14 protein-coding genes are annotated in these 15,810 nt (G+C 74.2%); 6 read left to right on the forward strand and 8 right to left on the reverse strand.

Annotated features, from left to right (window positions below; all coding sequences use genetic code 11):
• Positions 1-967 precede the first annotated feature (967 nt).
• Both LV78_RS35550 and LV78_RS35555 read left to right on the forward strand, forming a co-directional pair.
• Positions 968-1,819: a poly(ethylene terephthalate) hydrolase family protein gene (locus tag LV78_RS35550; RefSeq protein WP_253850498.1), complete on the forward strand. Its 852-nt coding sequence runs from the start codon at positions 968-970 to the stop codon at positions 1,817-1,819.
• Between the two features lie 295 nt (positions 1,820-2,114).
• Positions 2,115-3,329, forward strand: a complete 1,215-nt coding sequence (locus LV78_RS35555) for an MFS transporter (protein ID WP_253850499.1) — start codon at positions 2,115-2,117, stop codon at positions 3,327-3,329.
• 10 nt (positions 3,330-3,339) lie between these two features.
• Here the strand turns inward: LV78_RS35555 and LV78_RS35560 are convergent, their stop codons facing one another.
• The 6 genes from LV78_RS35560 to LV78_RS35585 all read right to left on the reverse strand — a co-directional run bounded on the left by LV78_RS35560 (position 3,340) and on the right by LV78_RS35585 (position 8,242).
• A complete protein-coding gene (locus LV78_RS35560) occupies positions 3,340-3,738 on the reverse strand; it encodes a DUF5313 family protein (RefSeq protein WP_253850500.1) in 399 nt (132 codons plus the stop codon).
• Complete coding sequence (locus LV78_RS35565) at positions 3,735-4,190, reverse strand: MarR family winged helix-turn-helix transcriptional regulator (protein WP_253850501.1); 456 nt, start codon at positions 4,188-4,190, stop codon at positions 3,735-3,737. Before LV78_RS35565 ends, LV78_RS35560 begins: the two co-directional genes overlap by 4 nt.
• Before the next feature lie 525 nt (positions 4,191-4,715).
• Complete coding sequence (locus LV78_RS35570) at positions 4,716-5,615, reverse strand: hypothetical protein (RefSeq protein WP_253850502.1); 900 nt, start codon at positions 5,613-5,615, stop codon at positions 4,716-4,718.
• Entirely contained in the window at positions 5,612-6,937 is a 1,326-nt protein-coding gene (locus tag LV78_RS35575; protein ID WP_253850503.1) for a hypothetical protein, read from the reverse strand. The genes LV78_RS35570 and LV78_RS35575 overlap by 4 nt, the downstream gene beginning before the upstream one ends.
• A complete protein-coding gene (locus LV78_RS35580; RefSeq protein ID WP_253850504.1) occupies positions 6,930-7,232 on the reverse strand; it encodes a DUF6403 family protein in 303 nt (100 codons plus the stop codon). The genes LV78_RS35575 and LV78_RS35580 overlap by 8 nt, the downstream gene beginning before the upstream one ends.
• Positions 7,233-7,363: 131 nt before the next feature.
• A complete protein-coding gene (locus LV78_RS35585) occupies positions 7,364-8,242 on the reverse strand; it encodes an NAD-dependent protein deacetylase (RefSeq protein ID WP_253850505.1) in 879 nt (292 codons plus the stop codon).
• A gap of 233 nt (positions 8,243-8,475) precedes the next feature.
• Here LV78_RS35585 and LV78_RS35590 point away from each other — a divergent pair, with 233 nt between their 5' ends.
• The 4 genes from LV78_RS35590 (at position 8,476) to LV78_RS41290 (ending at position 12,194) form a co-directional block, all read left to right on the forward strand.
• Positions 8,476-9,675, forward strand: a complete 1,200-nt coding sequence (locus LV78_RS35590; RefSeq protein ID WP_253850506.1) for a cytochrome P450 — start codon at positions 8,476-8,478, stop codon at positions 9,673-9,675.
• A gap of 187 nt (positions 9,676-9,862) precedes the next feature.
• Positions 9,863-10,063, forward strand: coding sequence for a ferredoxin (locus LV78_RS35595; protein WP_253850507.1), 201 nt, complete (start codon positions 9,863-9,865; stop codon positions 10,061-10,063).
• Positions 10,064-10,085: 22 nt separating this feature from the next.
• Positions 10,086-10,790, forward strand: a complete 705-nt coding sequence (locus LV78_RS35600; RefSeq protein WP_253850508.1) for a TetR/AcrR family transcriptional regulator — start codon at positions 10,086-10,088, stop codon at positions 10,788-10,790.
• A gap of 369 nt (positions 10,791-11,159) precedes the next feature.
• On the forward strand, positions 11,160-12,194 hold the full coding sequence (locus tag LV78_RS41290) for a methyl-accepting chemotaxis protein (RefSeq protein WP_301307959.1): 1,035 nt from the start codon (positions 11,160-11,162) through the stop codon (positions 12,192-12,194).
• A 183-nt stretch (positions 12,195-12,377) separates the two neighbouring features.
• On the opposite strand, the gene LV78_RS35615 is transcribed toward LV78_RS41290, so the two are convergent.
• Positions 12,378-12,716 (reverse strand): hypothetical protein, encoded by a 339-nt coding sequence (locus LV78_RS35615; protein ID WP_253850509.1) that lies wholly within the window; start codon positions 12,714-12,716, stop codon positions 12,378-12,380.
• 79 nt (positions 12,717-12,795) lie between these two features.
• Complete coding sequence (locus tag LV78_RS35620) at positions 12,796-15,561, reverse strand: DUF4118 domain-containing protein (RefSeq protein WP_253850510.1); 2,766 nt, start codon at positions 15,559-15,561, stop codon at positions 12,796-12,798.
• Between the last annotated feature and the right edge of the window lie 249 nt (positions 15,562-15,810).

Raw genomic sequence — 15,810 nt, forward strand, 5'->3', positions numbered from 1 at the left:
CGAGCGGTCCGTTCACCGAGGAGGGCGGAGTGGGAGCGAGGCTTCAGGTGAACGGTCCGCACACCGGAGGCGGCGGCAGAACTCCGGATGAACGGTCCGCACACCAGGACGGGACTTCGAGTGAACGGTCCGCACATCAGGACAGGGCTCTAGGTGAACGGACCGCACACCGGGGACGGAGCGGGGTTTCGAGCGAACGGACCGCACTCAGGGGTGAGGCACCGGGTGAGCGGTCCGTTCACCCGGAGGCAAGTGCAGGGATTCCCGGCAAACGGCCCGTTCACCGGGAGGCAGCAAGCAAAGCTCCGAGCGAGCGGACCATTCACCGGCAGCGGGGACGGGGCTTTCCAGTGAACGGTCCGTTCGCCGGAGGCAAGAGCGGTAGTTCCGGTGAACGGACCGTTCACCCGACGCGAAGGCAGCAGTTCCAGTGAACGGTCCATTCGCCCGACGCGAAGGCAGCAGTTCCAGTGAACGGTCCATTCGCCCGACGCGAAGGTGGGAGTTCCGGTGAACGGTCCGCAGACCCAGAAGCAGCACAAGCGGGGCGCCGTGCGAACGGGCCGTGCACCGGGGCGGGCTCCAAGTGAGTGGTCCGTACGCCTCGAACTGCTCCTAGTGAACGGTCCGCACATCAGGGACGGGCTTCGAGCGAATGGTCCGCACACCCCCAAGCGGCTCCGAGTGAACGGTCCGCACACCGGGGGGCTCCGGGCGAACGGGCCACTCACCACGAGCCGAGCAAAGCTCAGGGTGCGCCCCCTGCACACCAGGAAGCAGGGGCAAGCCCCCGCCCTGCCGCCAGACACCAGGGGCAGCCCTCCCCCGCGAAACCGGTGTTCCCACCGGTCCACCCACCCGACGTGCGCGGGTGGGGCAGGTGGTTGTGCCGATGCACGAACTGTGGTGGGTGCCGGAAGGTCGGATTCCCCTGCCCCCTGCACGAGCGAGGTGTGCTCCCGTGCGAATGCGCGCACTCTTCCCCGCCCTGGCCCTGCTGGCCGCGAGCGCGGTGGCCGTTCCCCCTGCGGCGCTGGCCGCCGCCAGTCCCTACGAGCGCGGTCCCGCGCCGACCAACGCCAGCGTCGAGGCCGCTAGGGGGCCGTTCGCCACGGCCACCGCGACGGTCTCGTCGGTGTCCGGCTTCGGCGGCGGCACGATCTACTACCCGACCAGCACCGCCGAGGGCACCTTCGGCGCGGTGGCGATCTCGCCCGGCTTCACCGCCACCCAGTCCTCGGTCGCCTGGTTGGGGCCTCGGTTGGCCTCCCAGGGGTTCGTGGTGATCACGATCAACACCCTGTCGACGCTGGACCAGCCGGACAGCCGGGGCTCCCAACTGCTCGCGGCCCTGGACTACCTGACCACCAGCAGCTCCGTGCGCACCCGCATCGACGCTTCGCGCCTTGGCGTGATGGGGCACTCGATGGGCGGCGGCGGTTCGCTGCGGGCGACCGTCTCCCGGCCGTCGTTGCAGGCCGCGATCCCGCTGACGCCCTGGCACACCACCAAGAACTGGTCCAGCACGCGGGTGCCCACGATGATCATCGGTGCGGAGTCGGACAGCACCGCGCCGGTGTCCTCGCACTCCGAGCCGTTCTACACGAGCATGACGTCCGCGCCCGAGAAGGCGTACCTGGAGCTGAACAACGCGAGCCACTCCGCCCCCACGTCGTCGAACACCACGGTGGCGAAGTACAGCATCTCCTGGCTCAAGCGGTTCATCGACGACGACACCCGGTACGACCAGTTCCTGTGCCCGGCCCCGTCACCCAGCTCGCTGATCGAGGAGTACCGGGCCACCTGCCCGCACAGCTGAGCGAAAACACGAGAGAGCACGAGAGAGCAGTAGAGAGCACTAGAGCAAGAGAGACGGCGAGAGCACGAGAGCAAGAGAGACGGCGAGAGCACGAGAGACCGCCGGACCGTGAACGGCCCCCGCGCCCTGCCGGTGGGGGCCGTTCACGGGCGGGAGGACCACCAGGGGACGCCATCACCGCCACCGCCACCACCGGAGCCCGGCATCCCCCCACCACCAGCCCCCAGCTCCCCCGCCACTGGGCCATCGGTGTGAAACTCCCCTGCGGACTCGGCCCAGTCGGTACCGTCCGGCCGTGGCCAAGACCAAGATCCGCTTGGGTTCCGAGTTCACCGGGCTGTGGCTGTCCAACGCGGTGGCGAACCTCGGTGACGGCCTGTCCGTGGCCGCTGGCCCCCTGCTGCTGGCCTCGCTCACCTCGGACCCGCTCCTGGTCGCCGCGTCCCTGTTCGCCCAGCAAGCGCCGTGGCTGCTCTTCTCCCCGCTCGGCGCGGCCCTCCTGGACCGGGGGCTGGACCGCCGCCTGCTGCTCGTCGCGCTCAACACCACCCGCTGCGTCGTGGTCGCCGCGCTGGCCGGGCTCGTCTGGCTCGACCTGGCGACCATCCCCGCCGTCTACGCCCTGCTGTTCACACTCGGCGCGGCGGGCGCGGTGGCGGACGGGGCGATCACCGCCCTAGTGCCCTCCCTCGTCCCGGCCGCCGACCTGGAGGCGGCGAGCTCGCGGCTGAGCGCGGGCACCCTCGCGGGCAGCACCCTGCTCGGACCGGCGCTGGGCGCCTGGTTGTTCGCGGTCGCCGCGTCGGCCCCGTTCGGGGTGGAGGCCCTCGGCTTCGCCGTCGCGGCGCTCCTGCTGCGCGGGACCCGCCGGTCGGCGCCGCCGATCGAGGTGGTCACGCGGGCCGCCGCGCCGCCGGGGCTCGCCGAGGGGCTGCGGTGGCTGTGGCACAACCGGCTGCTGCGCCTGCTTGCGCTGGCGCTGCTGCTGATGAACATGACGCTCTACGGGTTCCTCGGCGTCCTCGTGCTCTACGCGCGCGAGCGCTTGGACGCGGGACCGGCCGCGTTCGGGCTGCTGCTCGCCGCGACCGCCGCGGGCGGGGTGCTGGTGGTCCCGCTGGTCCCCCGGCTGGTGGACCGCTTCGGCCCGGTGCCGCTGCTGCGCGCCGGGCTGGTCGTGGAGACCGTCGCCCACGTCGCCCTCGCGCTGGTGCGCGCGTTCCCGGCCGCGATCGCGGTGCTGGTCGCGTTCGGCGCGCACTCGGTGCTGTGGGGCACGATCACCCGGACCGCCCGCAGGCGCGTGGTCCCCGATCGGCTGCGCCGGTCGGTGAACGGCGCGTTCCTGCTGTTCAGCTCGGGTGGCGCGGCGCTGGGGGCGATCCAGGGCGGGCTGGTCGCGCGGGCGTTCGGCGTCACCGGGCCGCTGTGGGTGGCGGCCGGGGTGGTCGGGCTGCTGTCCGCGCTGATGTGGCAGCTGCTGGCCGTGGTGGGCGGTGAGGACGGGTGACGGGGCCCCGCTACTCGCTCTTCCAGGCCGCGTCGTAGCGCTGCTGGCGCAGCTCGTCCTGCGCGGCGGCCCGCGCCTTCCTGGCCCGACCGGCGTCGCCGTTCTCGTAGCCGTACTTGGACACCCGGTTCTCGGTGCTCTCGATCGCGTAGGACATCGCGAAGTACACCCCCACGATCAGCCCCAGCGAGCCGCACGCGATCGCCAGCGGCAGCGGCGAGCCGAGGCCGACGACAAGGCCGGTCGCGATGATGATCGTCAGCGGCAGGACCTGCACGAACGCCCGGAGCATGAACCAGGCCAGCCAGGACGGCTTCGTGGCCTGCTCGAAGATCCACTCGCGGTGCCGCTGGGGCAGCCTGCCCCCGACCAGGTACCACAGGCGGAGTGCGGGGGACGGGCGGTTCACTGTGCCTCCTTGGCAGCGGCGATCAGGCCGGTCAGCGCCCCGTGCAGGTCCTGGAGCTGGTCCAGCTCCACCCCGAGGCGGTCGACCACGGCGGGCGGGATCTTCAGCGCCTCCTGGCGCAGCGCCTGCCCCTGCGGGGTGAGCGTCACGGCCAGCACGCGCTCGTCGTCGGCGTCCCGGCCGCGCTGCACGTACCCGATCGCCTCCAACCGCTTGAGCAGCGGGGACAGCGTGCCGGGGTCGAGCGCGAGCAGCCCGCTCAGCTCCTTGACCGACAGCGGCGCCCCCTGCCAGAGGGCGAGCATCACGAGGTACTGGGGGTGGGTGAGCCCCAGCGGTTCGAGCAGCGGCCGGTAGATCGAGACCACGGTCCTGGACGCGATCGAGAGCGCGAAGCAGACCTGCCGCTCCAGGGCCAGCGGGTCCTCGGCGTTGCTTTGTGTGCCAACCATTTGCACACCACGGTATCCCAGCGGCCCGCCGCGGGACTCCGCCGGATGGCCAGTTGTCCGGGAGATCACACCGGCGGTCGCGCGGGGGCGCCCGGCGGGCAGGAAATGCTGAACGGCGGGTGAAGTGGAACCGGAGGAATTCCCGGAACGCGCCGGAGAACCGCGCGGAACAACACGATCACCGGATAGGGGTATTGACCGGAGCGACGGTGAGAGGCGCGCGGGAAATGTGGGAAGCCGTCCGTCGGTTCACGACGGACGGCTCCCCGCGCGATGTGGTCAGACCACCGGGAGCACGCACATCACCGCAGCTCAGGTCAGCTGCGGCGGCAGTGGCGATGGCAACGGCGACCGCGCGGGCGGAGGACTCCGCCCATCGGGCTGGTCGCCATTTCGCACTCCTCGTTCGGTGTGCCCCCATCCTGCCCGACCGATCGGTAGGACGTCAAACAATTAACAGGTGAACGCCCAGTGCCCAATCGGTGGGAGCACCCGCCGCCGATTAGCCCCGGTCGCCGGAATCCGCTATCGCGCCCACGCGCGAGCGCCCGGCTCGCCCAACCGCCTGGCCAGCCGGTCCGCGCGGGCGGTGAGCGCCTCGGCCCTGCGGGTCAGCGGCTCCGGGTCGGCCCCGCCGCGCCGGTCGGCGTCGGCCACCGCCCCGGCCAGGGCCGCGCAGTCGGTGACCAGCGCCAGGTACTCGGCCCGCGCGACCGGCGTGACCAGGTCGTCCAGGGCGATGATCCGCTGCGCCAGCTCGCCGGTGGCCGCGCTGAGCCGGGCCCTGGCGTCCCGCACCCCCTCGGCCCGCGCCTGCCGCCGGACCGCCGCCCCACCGGCCCGCCGACCCAGCAGGTATAGGGCCGCCGCCCCCACCAGCACCGCGAGCAGCGCGGCGGCGGCGAGCAGGTAGCGGGGCAGCGACGGGCTGAGCACCCGCCCGCCGTCGGGCACGGTCCCGGCGCGCACGAGCTGGTCGTAGTTCACCGCGACGATCTTCAGCGCCTCCAGCGGCCGGTCGGCGAACTGGTGCACGCCCCGGCGGATCGCCAGCTCCGCCACGAACGCCCGGCCGAAGTTCTCCTCACCCCGGCCGGGCAGCAGCGCGCACCCGTAGCTGGCGTACTCGCCGCCCTCCTTGCTCAGCAGCAGCACGACGGTCCCGTCGGCGGCGCGCTCCAGGGCGTCGCAGCCGTCGCGCAGGTCGGCCTCGGGCTCCAGGAACACCACGACCAGCCTGCGGTTGCCGATGATCCGCTCGGCCGCCTCCTGGTCCAGCTCGACGCCGGGCGCCGCGTACACCGAGGACTGGGCGACCTGCCGCGCGGCGGGCCCGTCGAACAGCCCGCCGCTCCACACCGCCCACCCGGCGAGCGCCAGGCAGGCCGCGATCACCGCCGCGCAGGCGAGGGGGACGCGCTTCACGCCGGGCTCCCGCTCAGGTAGGCGGACGGCCGGTAGTCGGGTCGGCCGAGCTGCCTGGCGGTGGTGTCCAGCTCGGCCTCGGCGGCGTCGAGCAGGCGGCGCACGTGGGCCTCGGGCAGCCCGGTCTCCAGCGCCTCGCGGGCCGAGCCGAGCCTGGCCAGGCCTCGGGTGAGCGAGGCGTCGCGGCTGAGCGCGGACACCTCGACGGCGAGCGCGGACAGCGCGGCGAGCCGGGCCGGGCTGGTCCTGGGCTCGCCGGGGCGCACGCGGGCGGCGCGGGCGGTGAGCACCAGGAACACCGCGACGCAGCCGGTGAACGCCCACGGCAGGGCGGGCAGGGCGACGTCGAGCGGGTCGGGGGTCCGGTAGGGCAGGGGGCGGTCGAACAGGCCCGCGTACCGGATGTCGGTGACCCGGTCCAGGTAGGCGTCCAGTATCACCGCCTGCGGGTAGGCGTAGGCGTCGATCCGGTCGGAGAACTGGCCGTAGAAGCTCGCGGCGGCTACCTCGGCGAAGTCGGCCTCGTGCGGGCCGTGGTACTCGACCCAGTTGCCGTACATGACCACGACGGGCCGGTCGGGGAACACCGAGGCGAGCGCGGAGCCGTAGTCGGGGACGGGCGCGCCGCGCTCCTGCACCGGGAACACCGCGTAGAGCGCCTCGCCGGGGAACGCGTCGGGCTTGTCGGGGACCTCGCCCAGCACCGCGCCGGGGGCGACGTGCGGCAGGTCGTCGCGCAGGTCGACGGCGACCGCCTCCAGCTCCTGCGGGGTGGGGTCGCGCCAGCGGAACGGGTCGACGTCGGCGGGCGCCACCTCGCCCACGTGCAGCGCGACGAGGTCGAGCAGCTCGTTGGTGACGTCGGCGAGCGCGAACTGGGCTCGCCAGCCGGGGATGGTGTCCGGGTAGGCCTGGTTGACGCCGTCGGTGACCTCGGTGCCCATGACCAGGACGGTGGCGTTCTCGACGTCGCGGACCCGGTCGCGCTCGTCCTCGTCGAGCCCGGCGGGGGCGACCAGGACGCGCACGTCGGTGCCCGCGACGGCGGCGTCGACCAGCGCCTCGTCCCAGGTGGCGGTGGCGCCGGGCAGCCGGACCACCGGGGCGGCCTCGACCAGCGCGGTCATCTCCTCGACGCTGGGCACGGTCAGGCCGGCCAGCTCGCCCGCCGCCCCCTCGGGCACCGGCTCGCGCGGCGACGGGGACTCGCCGTAGGTGACGTCGACGGCGCGCCGCTGGGCGAGCAGGAACACCACGAGCACGACGACCGCGATGGCCAGCGCGGCGAACCGCACCGCGCGGAGCACCGAGGCCTCAGCCATGGAAGCTCCCCCGCCACAGCCGCTCGGCGCGGCGGGCGCAGTCGGCGGCGACGCGCGCGGAGGCGGTGCCGCCCCGGTTCGCCATGAGCAGTTCGGCGCGGGCGAGCAGGCGCTCGGCCTCGGGGCAGTACCAGTTGCCCGCGTCGCGGGTGATCGCGGCGCTGTCGATGGCGGCGAGCGCGGTGGAGCGGGCCACCTCGGCGGACCGGGCGCTGGCGCGGGCGCGGGGGACGAACGCCGCGCTGAAACCGGCGATCACCAGCACCACCGATCCGAGCAGCCAGACCATCCACATGCGCGCGCCATTCCAGGTGAGGTGTGCGCCTGATTGTGCCCGGTCGGGTGGCGGTCGGCGGCGGGGCCGGGGGTGTGCGGGGGCACGTCTCGTCCTCGGGGTCGCACTCGGTCTCGTCCTCGGCCCCGGCCTCAGCCCGCGCCGAGGAGGTCGACCAGCTCGCGCAGCGCCTGCCCGAGCTCGCGGTCGACGCGGACGGCGGCGCGGTCGTCGCCCCTGGTGACGCCCCGGTTGAGGATGGCGACGGGCTTGCCGGACTTGGCGGCGTGGCGCACGAACCGCAGGCCGGACATGACGGTGAGCGAGGAGCCGAGCACGAGCAGGACGTCGGCGGCGTCGACCAGGTCGTAGCAGCGGCGCACGCGCTCGGGCGGGACGTTCTCGCCGAAGAAGACGACGTCGGGCTTGAGGACGTCGCCGCAGCGGGCGCAGTCGACCACGCGGAAGCCCGCGACGGCCTCGGCGGGCAGGTCGGCGTCGCCGTCCGGGTTCACCTGGTCGGTGGTGGCGGTGAAGCCGGGGTTGGCCTCGTGCAGCCGGGCGTCGTGCTCGGCGCGGTCGGTGGTGGCGCCGCAGCCGAGGCAGATCACGCGGTAGAGGCTGCCGTGCAGCTCGACGACGCCGGTGGCGCCGCCGTCCTGGTGCAGGCCGTCGACGTTCTGGGTGATGACCGCGTCGACCAGGCCCGCGCGCTGGAGGGCGGCGACGGCGCGGTGGCCGTCGTTGGGCTCGGCGCGGCGCATGGCGCGCCAGCCGACGTGGGCGCGCGCCCAGTAGCGGCGGCGGCCCTCGGCGGAGCCGGTGAACTCCTGGTAGGTCATCGGGGTGTGCTTGCGCAGGCTGCCCTCGGCGCCCCGGTAGTCGGGGATGCCGGACTCGGTGGACAGGCCCGCGCCGCTGAGCACCAGCGCGCGACCGGGGCGCAGCAGGTCGACCAGCGGGGTGAGCGAGGTCGTCCTGGGCAGCGGGTCGCCGGTGGCGGTCCAGGTGAGGGTCGGGCGTGTCCGCATGGGACGAGGGTACGACCGGGGCGACTCGGCGCGCGGGGCGCGGTGGCCGGGGTGGATCACCTGTTCGGGGGTGGCGGGGCGGCGTGGTCGCGCGGTGTGCCCGTGCGCGCTGGTCCGGTCGGGGGGCGGGACTGCGGCTGTCCGGCGCTCACCCTCGCGACAGGGTCGACCGCGCTCCGCTTATGTGATAGCCATCTATCAGAACGCTGGTCGCCTGATGGCAGGAGAACACCGTGAGCGAGACCGCCGTGCGCCAGGCGCCGGAACTGCCGGTGCACATGCGCAGGAACGGCTTCGACCCCCACCCGTCGCTGGCCGAGCTGCGCGACACCGGCGGCATCCGGCGCGAGCGCACCCCGATGGGGCTGGACGCGTGGGTGGTGAGCAGGCACGAGGACGTGCGCCGGGTCCTGTCGGACACCTCGGTGTTCAGCAACGACAGCGAGGACCTGCCCACGCTCGCCGACATGTCGCCCGAGGAGCGCAGGAAGCGGCTGTCGGGGAACCTGCTGGCGCTCGACCCGCCCCGGCACACCCGGTTGCGCAGGCTGCTCACGCCGGAGTTCACGATCAGGCGGATGCGGCGGCTGGAGCCCAGGATCAGGCAGATCGTCGACGACCACCTGGACGCCATGGAGCAGGCCGGGTCGCCCTCGGACGTGGTGCGCGACTTCGCGCTGCCGGTGCCGTCGCTGGTGATCTGCGAGCTGCTGGGCGTGCCGTACGAGGACCGGGCCGACTTCCAGCACCGCAGCAACCTGCTGCTGGACATGTCGCTGCCGCTCGCGGAGCGCAGGCGGGTCGGCGAGGAGTCGCGGGAGTACATGGCGCGGCTGGTCGCGGGCGCGAAGGCCGATCCCGGCGACGACCTGCTGGGGATGCTCGTGCGCGAGGGCGAGCTGGACGACGACGAGCTGATCGGGATCGCGGCGCTGCTGCTGATCGCCGGGCACGAGACGACGTCGAACATGCTCGGGCTGGGCACGCTGGCGCTGCTGCGGCACCCCGAGCAGCTGGCGCTGGTGCGCGACGACGAGACGCTGACCGAGCGGGCCGTCGAGGAGCTGATGCGCTGGCTGAGCGTGGTGCACACCGGCAGCGGGCGGAAGGTGCTGCGGGAGGTCGAGCTGGGCGGGCAGGTGCTGGCCGAGGGCGACTGGGTGGTGTGCGCGCTGCAGGGGGCGAACCGGGACCCCGGCCTGCTGGAGGACCCGGAGCGGTTGGACGTGCGGCGCGGGTCGCCGGGGCACGTGGCGTTCGGGCACGGGCTGCACCACTGCCTGGGGGCTCCGCTGGCCAGGATGGAGATGCGGATCGCGTTCCCGGCGCTGCTGCGGCGGTTCCCGGCGATGCGGGAGGTGGCGGGGCACGAGCCGTCGTTCCGGTCGTTCCACGTGGTGTACGGGCTGACCGCGCTCCCGGTGGAGTGGTGACCCTGGTGGTGACCCTGGTGGTGGCCTGGGCGGTGACCGGGGTGGTTCTCGGGTGAGGGGCGGGAGGCGCGTCGTGGGGCGTCGCGCCTCCCGCCAGTGGTGTTCGGCGCGGCGGCCCGCCCGGTTCGGGTGGACCGGGCGCGGGTCGGGTGGTGCGGTGCCGGGGTCGGCGAACTGGAGGTGCGTGGTGGGCGAGCGGGTCGAGGCTGACCGGGACGTGTGCGTCGGGGCCGGGATGTGCGTGATGACGGCGGGCGCGGTGTTCGACCAGGACGACGACGGGATCGTGGTGGTGCTGGAGGGCGAGCCGGGCGGGGACGACGCGGCTCGGGCGAAGGACGCGGTGGCCTACTGCCCCTCGGGAGCACTGCGCCTGGTCAGCGGCTGACCTGTCGACGTACGGTGCGCGGGTGCCCGCAAGATCCCCGCAGGACCGGTTCGTCCCATCCAGTCCCCCCGCCGGGCCGTCGCCGGGGGCGGCCCCGCGCGCGGGGAGCGGGACGGCGAGCGCGGTGCGCCCGAGGCGGGCCGACGCCCGGCGCAACCACGACCGGATCGCGCGGGCGGCCGTGGAGGCGTTCGGCCGCCGGGGACCCGAGGGGCCGAGGCTGGAGGACGTGGCGGCGCTGGCCGGGGTCGGCGTGGCGACCGTGTACCGGCTGTTCGGCGACCGGGACGGGGTGCTGCGGGCGGCGTTCGACCTGTTCTTCGCCGAGCGGGTGGCACCGCTGGTGGTCGAGGCGAAGGCGGGCCCCGACCCCGGCGCGGGGCTGCGCCTGGTGCTGGCGGGCGCGGTGGAGGCGTTCGCGGACCACCGGTCGCTGGTGGTCGCGGCGAAGCACGCCGCGCTGATCGAGCCGGAGACCCTGGACCGGCTGCTCGGCGAGATGGCGGACCTGCTGCTGGAGGCGCGGCGGCTGGGGCAGGTGCGCGACGACGTGCTGGTGGGCGACCTGGGCGGCCTGCTGATGATGGCGCTGGCGGTCTCCCAGCTGCCGGACCGCCGCCGGAACCTGGCCCTGCTGTGGGACGGCCTGCGCCCCGGCGGCTCCACCCTGCCCGAGCCCGAGGGCCTGCCCGCACCTGAGGACCTGCCCGCGCCCGAGGGGTGCTGACCACCGGGGGCGCCCGAGGCCGTTGAGCAGCGGGGGGCGCTGAGCAGCGGGGACGCCGGTCGATCCGGCCGTCGCGGACCGGGCGCGGCGCACCGCCAACCCCCTGGAGCCACCCCCGGAGCCGCCGCCCGCCAAGGCCACCGGCCGCCGCAGCTCGGGCCGGTGCGCCGCCGCCGCCCCGAAACCGCTCCCGAGAGCCGCCGTCCCGGAGCGCCCACCGCCGGGTGACGCAGACCACTCCCCCCGCCCTACCGCCGGGTAATGCTCAGCTCCCCCGCCTCCCTGCCGTCGCCGGACGTGGTCCCGCCGAACGCCGCCGGGTCCCGTGGCGCGTGCCGCGCCCGCCGCGACAGCGAGAGGAGAGGCCCCATGCTCGGCTGGAAGTCCCGGAGGGCTCAGCAGGAGACCGAGGGGCGCGAGCCCGGTCCCCGGACCGCCGCCGACACCGGTGAGGCCGACGCGCTGCGCGACGAGGTGACCGCGCTCAAGCAGGAGCTGGAGTTCGTCAACGAGCGCTACGGCCTGATGATCAAGGCCTCGGACATCGGCCTGTGGGACATGTCGGTCGTCGCGGGCGACCCGGTCAACGCCAGCAACGAGTTCTGGTGGTCCGACCACCTGCGCAAGATGCTCGGGTTCACCGACGAGCGGGACTTCCCGAACGTGCTGGACAGCTGGGCCTCGCGGCTGCACCCGGACGAGAAGGACGGCGTGCTGGGCGCGTTCGCCGCGCACCTCAACGACCGCACCGGCCGCATCCCCTACGACATCGAGTACCGCCTCAAGCGCAAGACCGGCGAGTACCGCTGGTACCGCGCCAGCGGCACGACCCGGCGCGACGGAGCGGGCGTCCCGCTGCGCGTCGCGGGCGCGCTGCTGGACATCGACACCCAGAAGACGCTGATGACCGCCGCGCTGGGCTTCGTCGACCGGCTCGGCGACAGCGCGAGCGAGCTGTCCGAGGTCAGCAACCGCATGTCGGACACCACGCAGACGGCCGTGTCGGTCACCGAGACCGCGGTCTCGGCGATCGAGAAGCTCGGCGAGAGCAGCCTGGAGATCGGCAAGGTCGTGCAGTTCATCACCACGATCGCCGACCAGACCAACCTGCTGGCGCTGAACGCGACCATCGAGGCGGCGCGCGCGGGCGACTCGGGGCGCGGCTTCGCCGTGGTGGCCAACGAGGTCAAGGAGCTGGCGAGCGAGACCTCGCGGGCGACCGACGACATCGGCCACAAGGTCGACGTCATCAAGGAGGACACCACGCGCGCGGTCTCCGCGATCCAGGAGATCAAGCAGATCGTGAGCCTGATCGACTCGTTCCAGACGACGATCGCGTCGGTGGCCGACAACCAGCGCGAGGCCGCGCAGGACGGGCGGGCGCTGCGCTCGATCGGCAGCTGACCGCAGGTCTTCCGGTGCGGTCGGGGTGGTGTGCGCTCCCGACCGCGCCGGGCGGTGGACCCGTCTCCCTGGGGGACGCGGGTCCACCGGTGTCCGCGACCGGACCGCTCGCCGGTCGTGGGGAGGAGCGGTGGCCCGGCCCTTTCGCAGGGGGCCGGGCCACCGCTCTTCGCGTTCCGGGGGTCAGACCGGGATGATCATGCCGGGGAAGGTCTTCGAGCCGGTGCAGTGCGGGCACTCGCGGCCGTTGTCGATGGTCCTGGGGACGCCGCCGATGACCGCCGCCACGGGGTTCGCGAGGTAGCCCGCCCCGCCGCACAGGTGGCAGAGGGTCCTGGCCTCGGGCGTCACGGTGAAGAGGCCGTCCTCGTCGTCCTCGTCCTCCTCCAGCTCGTCGACGACCTCGTCGTAGTCGTCCTCGCCCTCGTCGTCGCCCTCGAACTCGAAGTCGTCGTCGAACTCGTCGTACTCACCGTCGTCCGGCTCGTCGCGGCCGTCGCCGCCAGCCTCGCGATCCGCCATCGAGCCACCCCGAACGTCGCACGCCTTGCAGGAACCCCGATCGTAACCGCCGGGGGCGGACCGGCCGCCCGCGCCGCCGTCAGGGCTCCACCGGGCCCGCGAACGCCCCCGCCGCGGGCAGCGACACCACGACCGTCAGCCCGCCGCCCGGCGTGTCCTCCGCGGTGATCGTGCCGTCCATCGCCTCGGTGAAGCCCTTCGCCACGCTCAGGCCGAGGCCGATGCCGGGCGCGGCGGACCGGTCGCCGAGCCGCTGGAACGGGGCGAACACCGCCTCGGCCGTGTTCTTCGGGACGCCGGGGCCGTGGTCCACCACCCGCAGCTCGACGCGGTCGCCGTGCGCGCTGGCCCGGACCGCCACCTCGGGGAAGCCCGCGCCCGCGCCCGGACGGGGCCGCCCGCGCGTGCCGTGCCGGAGTGCGTTGTCCACGACGTTCGCGACCACCCGCTCCAGCAGGCCCGGGTCCGCCCGGACCGGGGGCAGGTCCTCGCGGACCTCCACGAGCACCCGGTCGCGCTCGTCGATCCCGGCCAGCGCCGCCGCGACCGCCTCGTCGTAGCCGATCGCCTTGAACACCGGGCTGACCGCGCCGGTCGCCAGGCGGGAGGAGTCGAGGAGGTTGTCGACCAGGGCGGTGAGGCGGTCGGCGGAGACCTCGACGGCTTCCAGCAGCTCGGCGGTGTCCTCGGCGGTGAGCGGCAGGTCCGGGTCGCGCAGGCTGCCCACCGACGCCTTGATGGAGGTGAGCGGGGTGCGCAGGTCGTGGCCGACGGCGGAGAGCAGCGCGGTGCGCAGCTGGGTGGTCTCGGCAAGGCGCCGGGCGTCCTCGGCCTGGACGGCCATGCGCTGGTGCCGCAGGGCCAGCAGCGCTTGGCCCGCCGCGCCCTCCAGCGCCCTGCGGTCGTCCGCCGCCAGGGGCTTGCCGCGCAGGGCCAGGTGGACGTCCGGGTTCACCGGGACGTCGACGTCGGCCTCGTCGGGGTCGGCGCAGGGGGACGGACCGGCGGACGCGACCGTGGTCCAGGTGTGGTCGACGCGTTCGAGCAGGGTCGCGGACTCCTGGCCGAAGTTCTCGCGGACCTGCTCCAGCAGGCGGGCCAGCGGGTCCGGTCCGGCCAGGACGGTGCGGGCGTAGGAGGCCAGGAGCGCGGCCTCGGTCCTGGCCCGCGCGGCCTGGGCGGCGAGCCGGGCCGCGCGGTCGACCACCAGCGCCACCAGCACGGCCACGGTCACCATGACCAGGAGGGTGAGCAGGTTCTCCTGGGCCGAGACGGTGAGGCTGTAGTAGGGCTGGGTGAAGAAGAAGTTCAGCATCCCCGCGCCGATCAGCGCGGCGAAGACCGCCGGTCCCAGGCCGCCGACCAGGGCGACCACGACGGTGGCCAGGAAGAACCCGACCAGGTCGGTGGAGAAGGTGATGTCCTCCGCCAGCGCGGTCCCGATCCCGGTGACCACGAGCGGGAGCAGGACCGAGAGCAGCCAGCCCAGCGCCTGCCTCGACGGGGTCAGCGGGTTGCGGTCGGGGGCGCGGCGCGCGGGCGCCGGGGACCGGTCGTGGGGGACCAGGTGGACGTCGACGCTGGTGGAGCGGGCGACGACGGCGGCCCCGACGCCCTCGTCGAACACCCGCGCCAGGCGGGAGCGGCGGGACGCCCCGAGGACGAGCTGGGTGGCGTTGACGCCTCGGGCGAAGTCGAGGAGCGCGGTGGGGACGTCGTCCCCGACGACGGTGTGGTAGGTCGCGCCGAGGCCCTCGGTGAGCTTGCGGAAGCGGGACGGGGCGTCGGGGGGAGAGTCGGGCGCGGCGGCGGCGGGGGCGGCGGGGGCCGGGGCAGCGGACGTGGCGGGGGCGGCTGTGGAGGCGGGGGCGGCAGGCGCCTCCGGCATCTCCTGGGTGGTCGGCGTCTCCGGAGTGGTCGGTGCGTCCGGCGCGGTCGGTGTCTCCGAGGCGGTCGGTGCATCGGGCGCGGTCGGTGCATCGGGCGCGGTCGGCGTCTCCGAGGCGGTCGGCGCGGGGTCGCCGGGCAGGACGGTGACCACGAGCAGCTCGGCCCCGGACCGCAGGGCGATGCGGCGGGCCCTGCGGATCAGCGGTTCGCTCTCCCGGCCGCCGGTGACGGCGACCACCACGCGCTCCCTGGTCTCCCAGGTGTCGGTGATGCGCTGGTCGGCGCGGTAGCGCTGGAGCGCCACGTCCACCTGGTCGGCCACCCACAGCAGGGCCAGCTCGCGCAGGGCCGCGAGGTTGCCGGGGCGGAAGTAGTCGGCCAGCGCCGCGTCGACCTTGTGGGCCGGGTAGACGTTGCCGTGCGCCAGGCGGCGGCGCAGGGCCTCCGGGGTCAGGTCGACCAGCTCGACCTGCTCGGCCCTGCGGATCGCCTCGTCCGGCACGGTCTCGCGCTGCTCGACGCCGGTGATCCGGCGGACCACGTCGGTGAGCGATTCGAGGTGGTGCGCGTTCAGGGTGGTGAGGACGTCGATGCCCGCGTCGAGCAGGTCCTCGACGTCCTGCCAGCGCTTGGCGTTCTTGGCGCCGGGCGGGTTGGTGTGGGCCAGCTCGTCCACCACGACGACGGCGGGCGACCTGCGCAGGACCGCTTCCAGGTCCAGCCGGGCCCCCGGTTCGCCGTCGTGGCCCGCTGTTCGGCGGGGGACGACCTCCAGGCCCTCCAGCAGCTGGGCGGTGCGGGCGCGGCCGTGCGCGTCGACCTGGCCGATGACGACGTCCGCCCCGCGCTCGCGGCGGCGGTGGGCCTCGTTCAGCAGCGCGAAGGTCTTGCCGACGCCGGGGGCCGCGCCCAGGTAGACGCGCAGTTCGCCTCGGGTGCGCTTGGTCTCGACCACACGATCAGTGTGCGCGGTGGCGGGCGGTCCGTTCGCCCGGCGCCGTGGAGGGCGCTCCCGGTTCCGGTTACCGGGGGTGACGGCAAAACGGACATCGGCGGTCTGGCACCCTCGCAACCCGCGCAACCGCGGCAACCGTCCCGCAACCGCTTTCCGGAGGGCGGCAACCGTCGCGCGACCGTCGTGGACCCGTTGCGGCAACCGAACAAGCCAAAAACGACCGTCCACAGCGGACAGTTGTCAAACCTG

The sequence above is a fragment of the Actinosynnema pretiosum genome, assembly GCF_024171695.1.
Classification (GTDB): Bacteria; Actinomycetota; Actinomycetes; order Mycobacteriales; family Pseudonocardiaceae; genus Actinosynnema; species Actinosynnema pretiosum.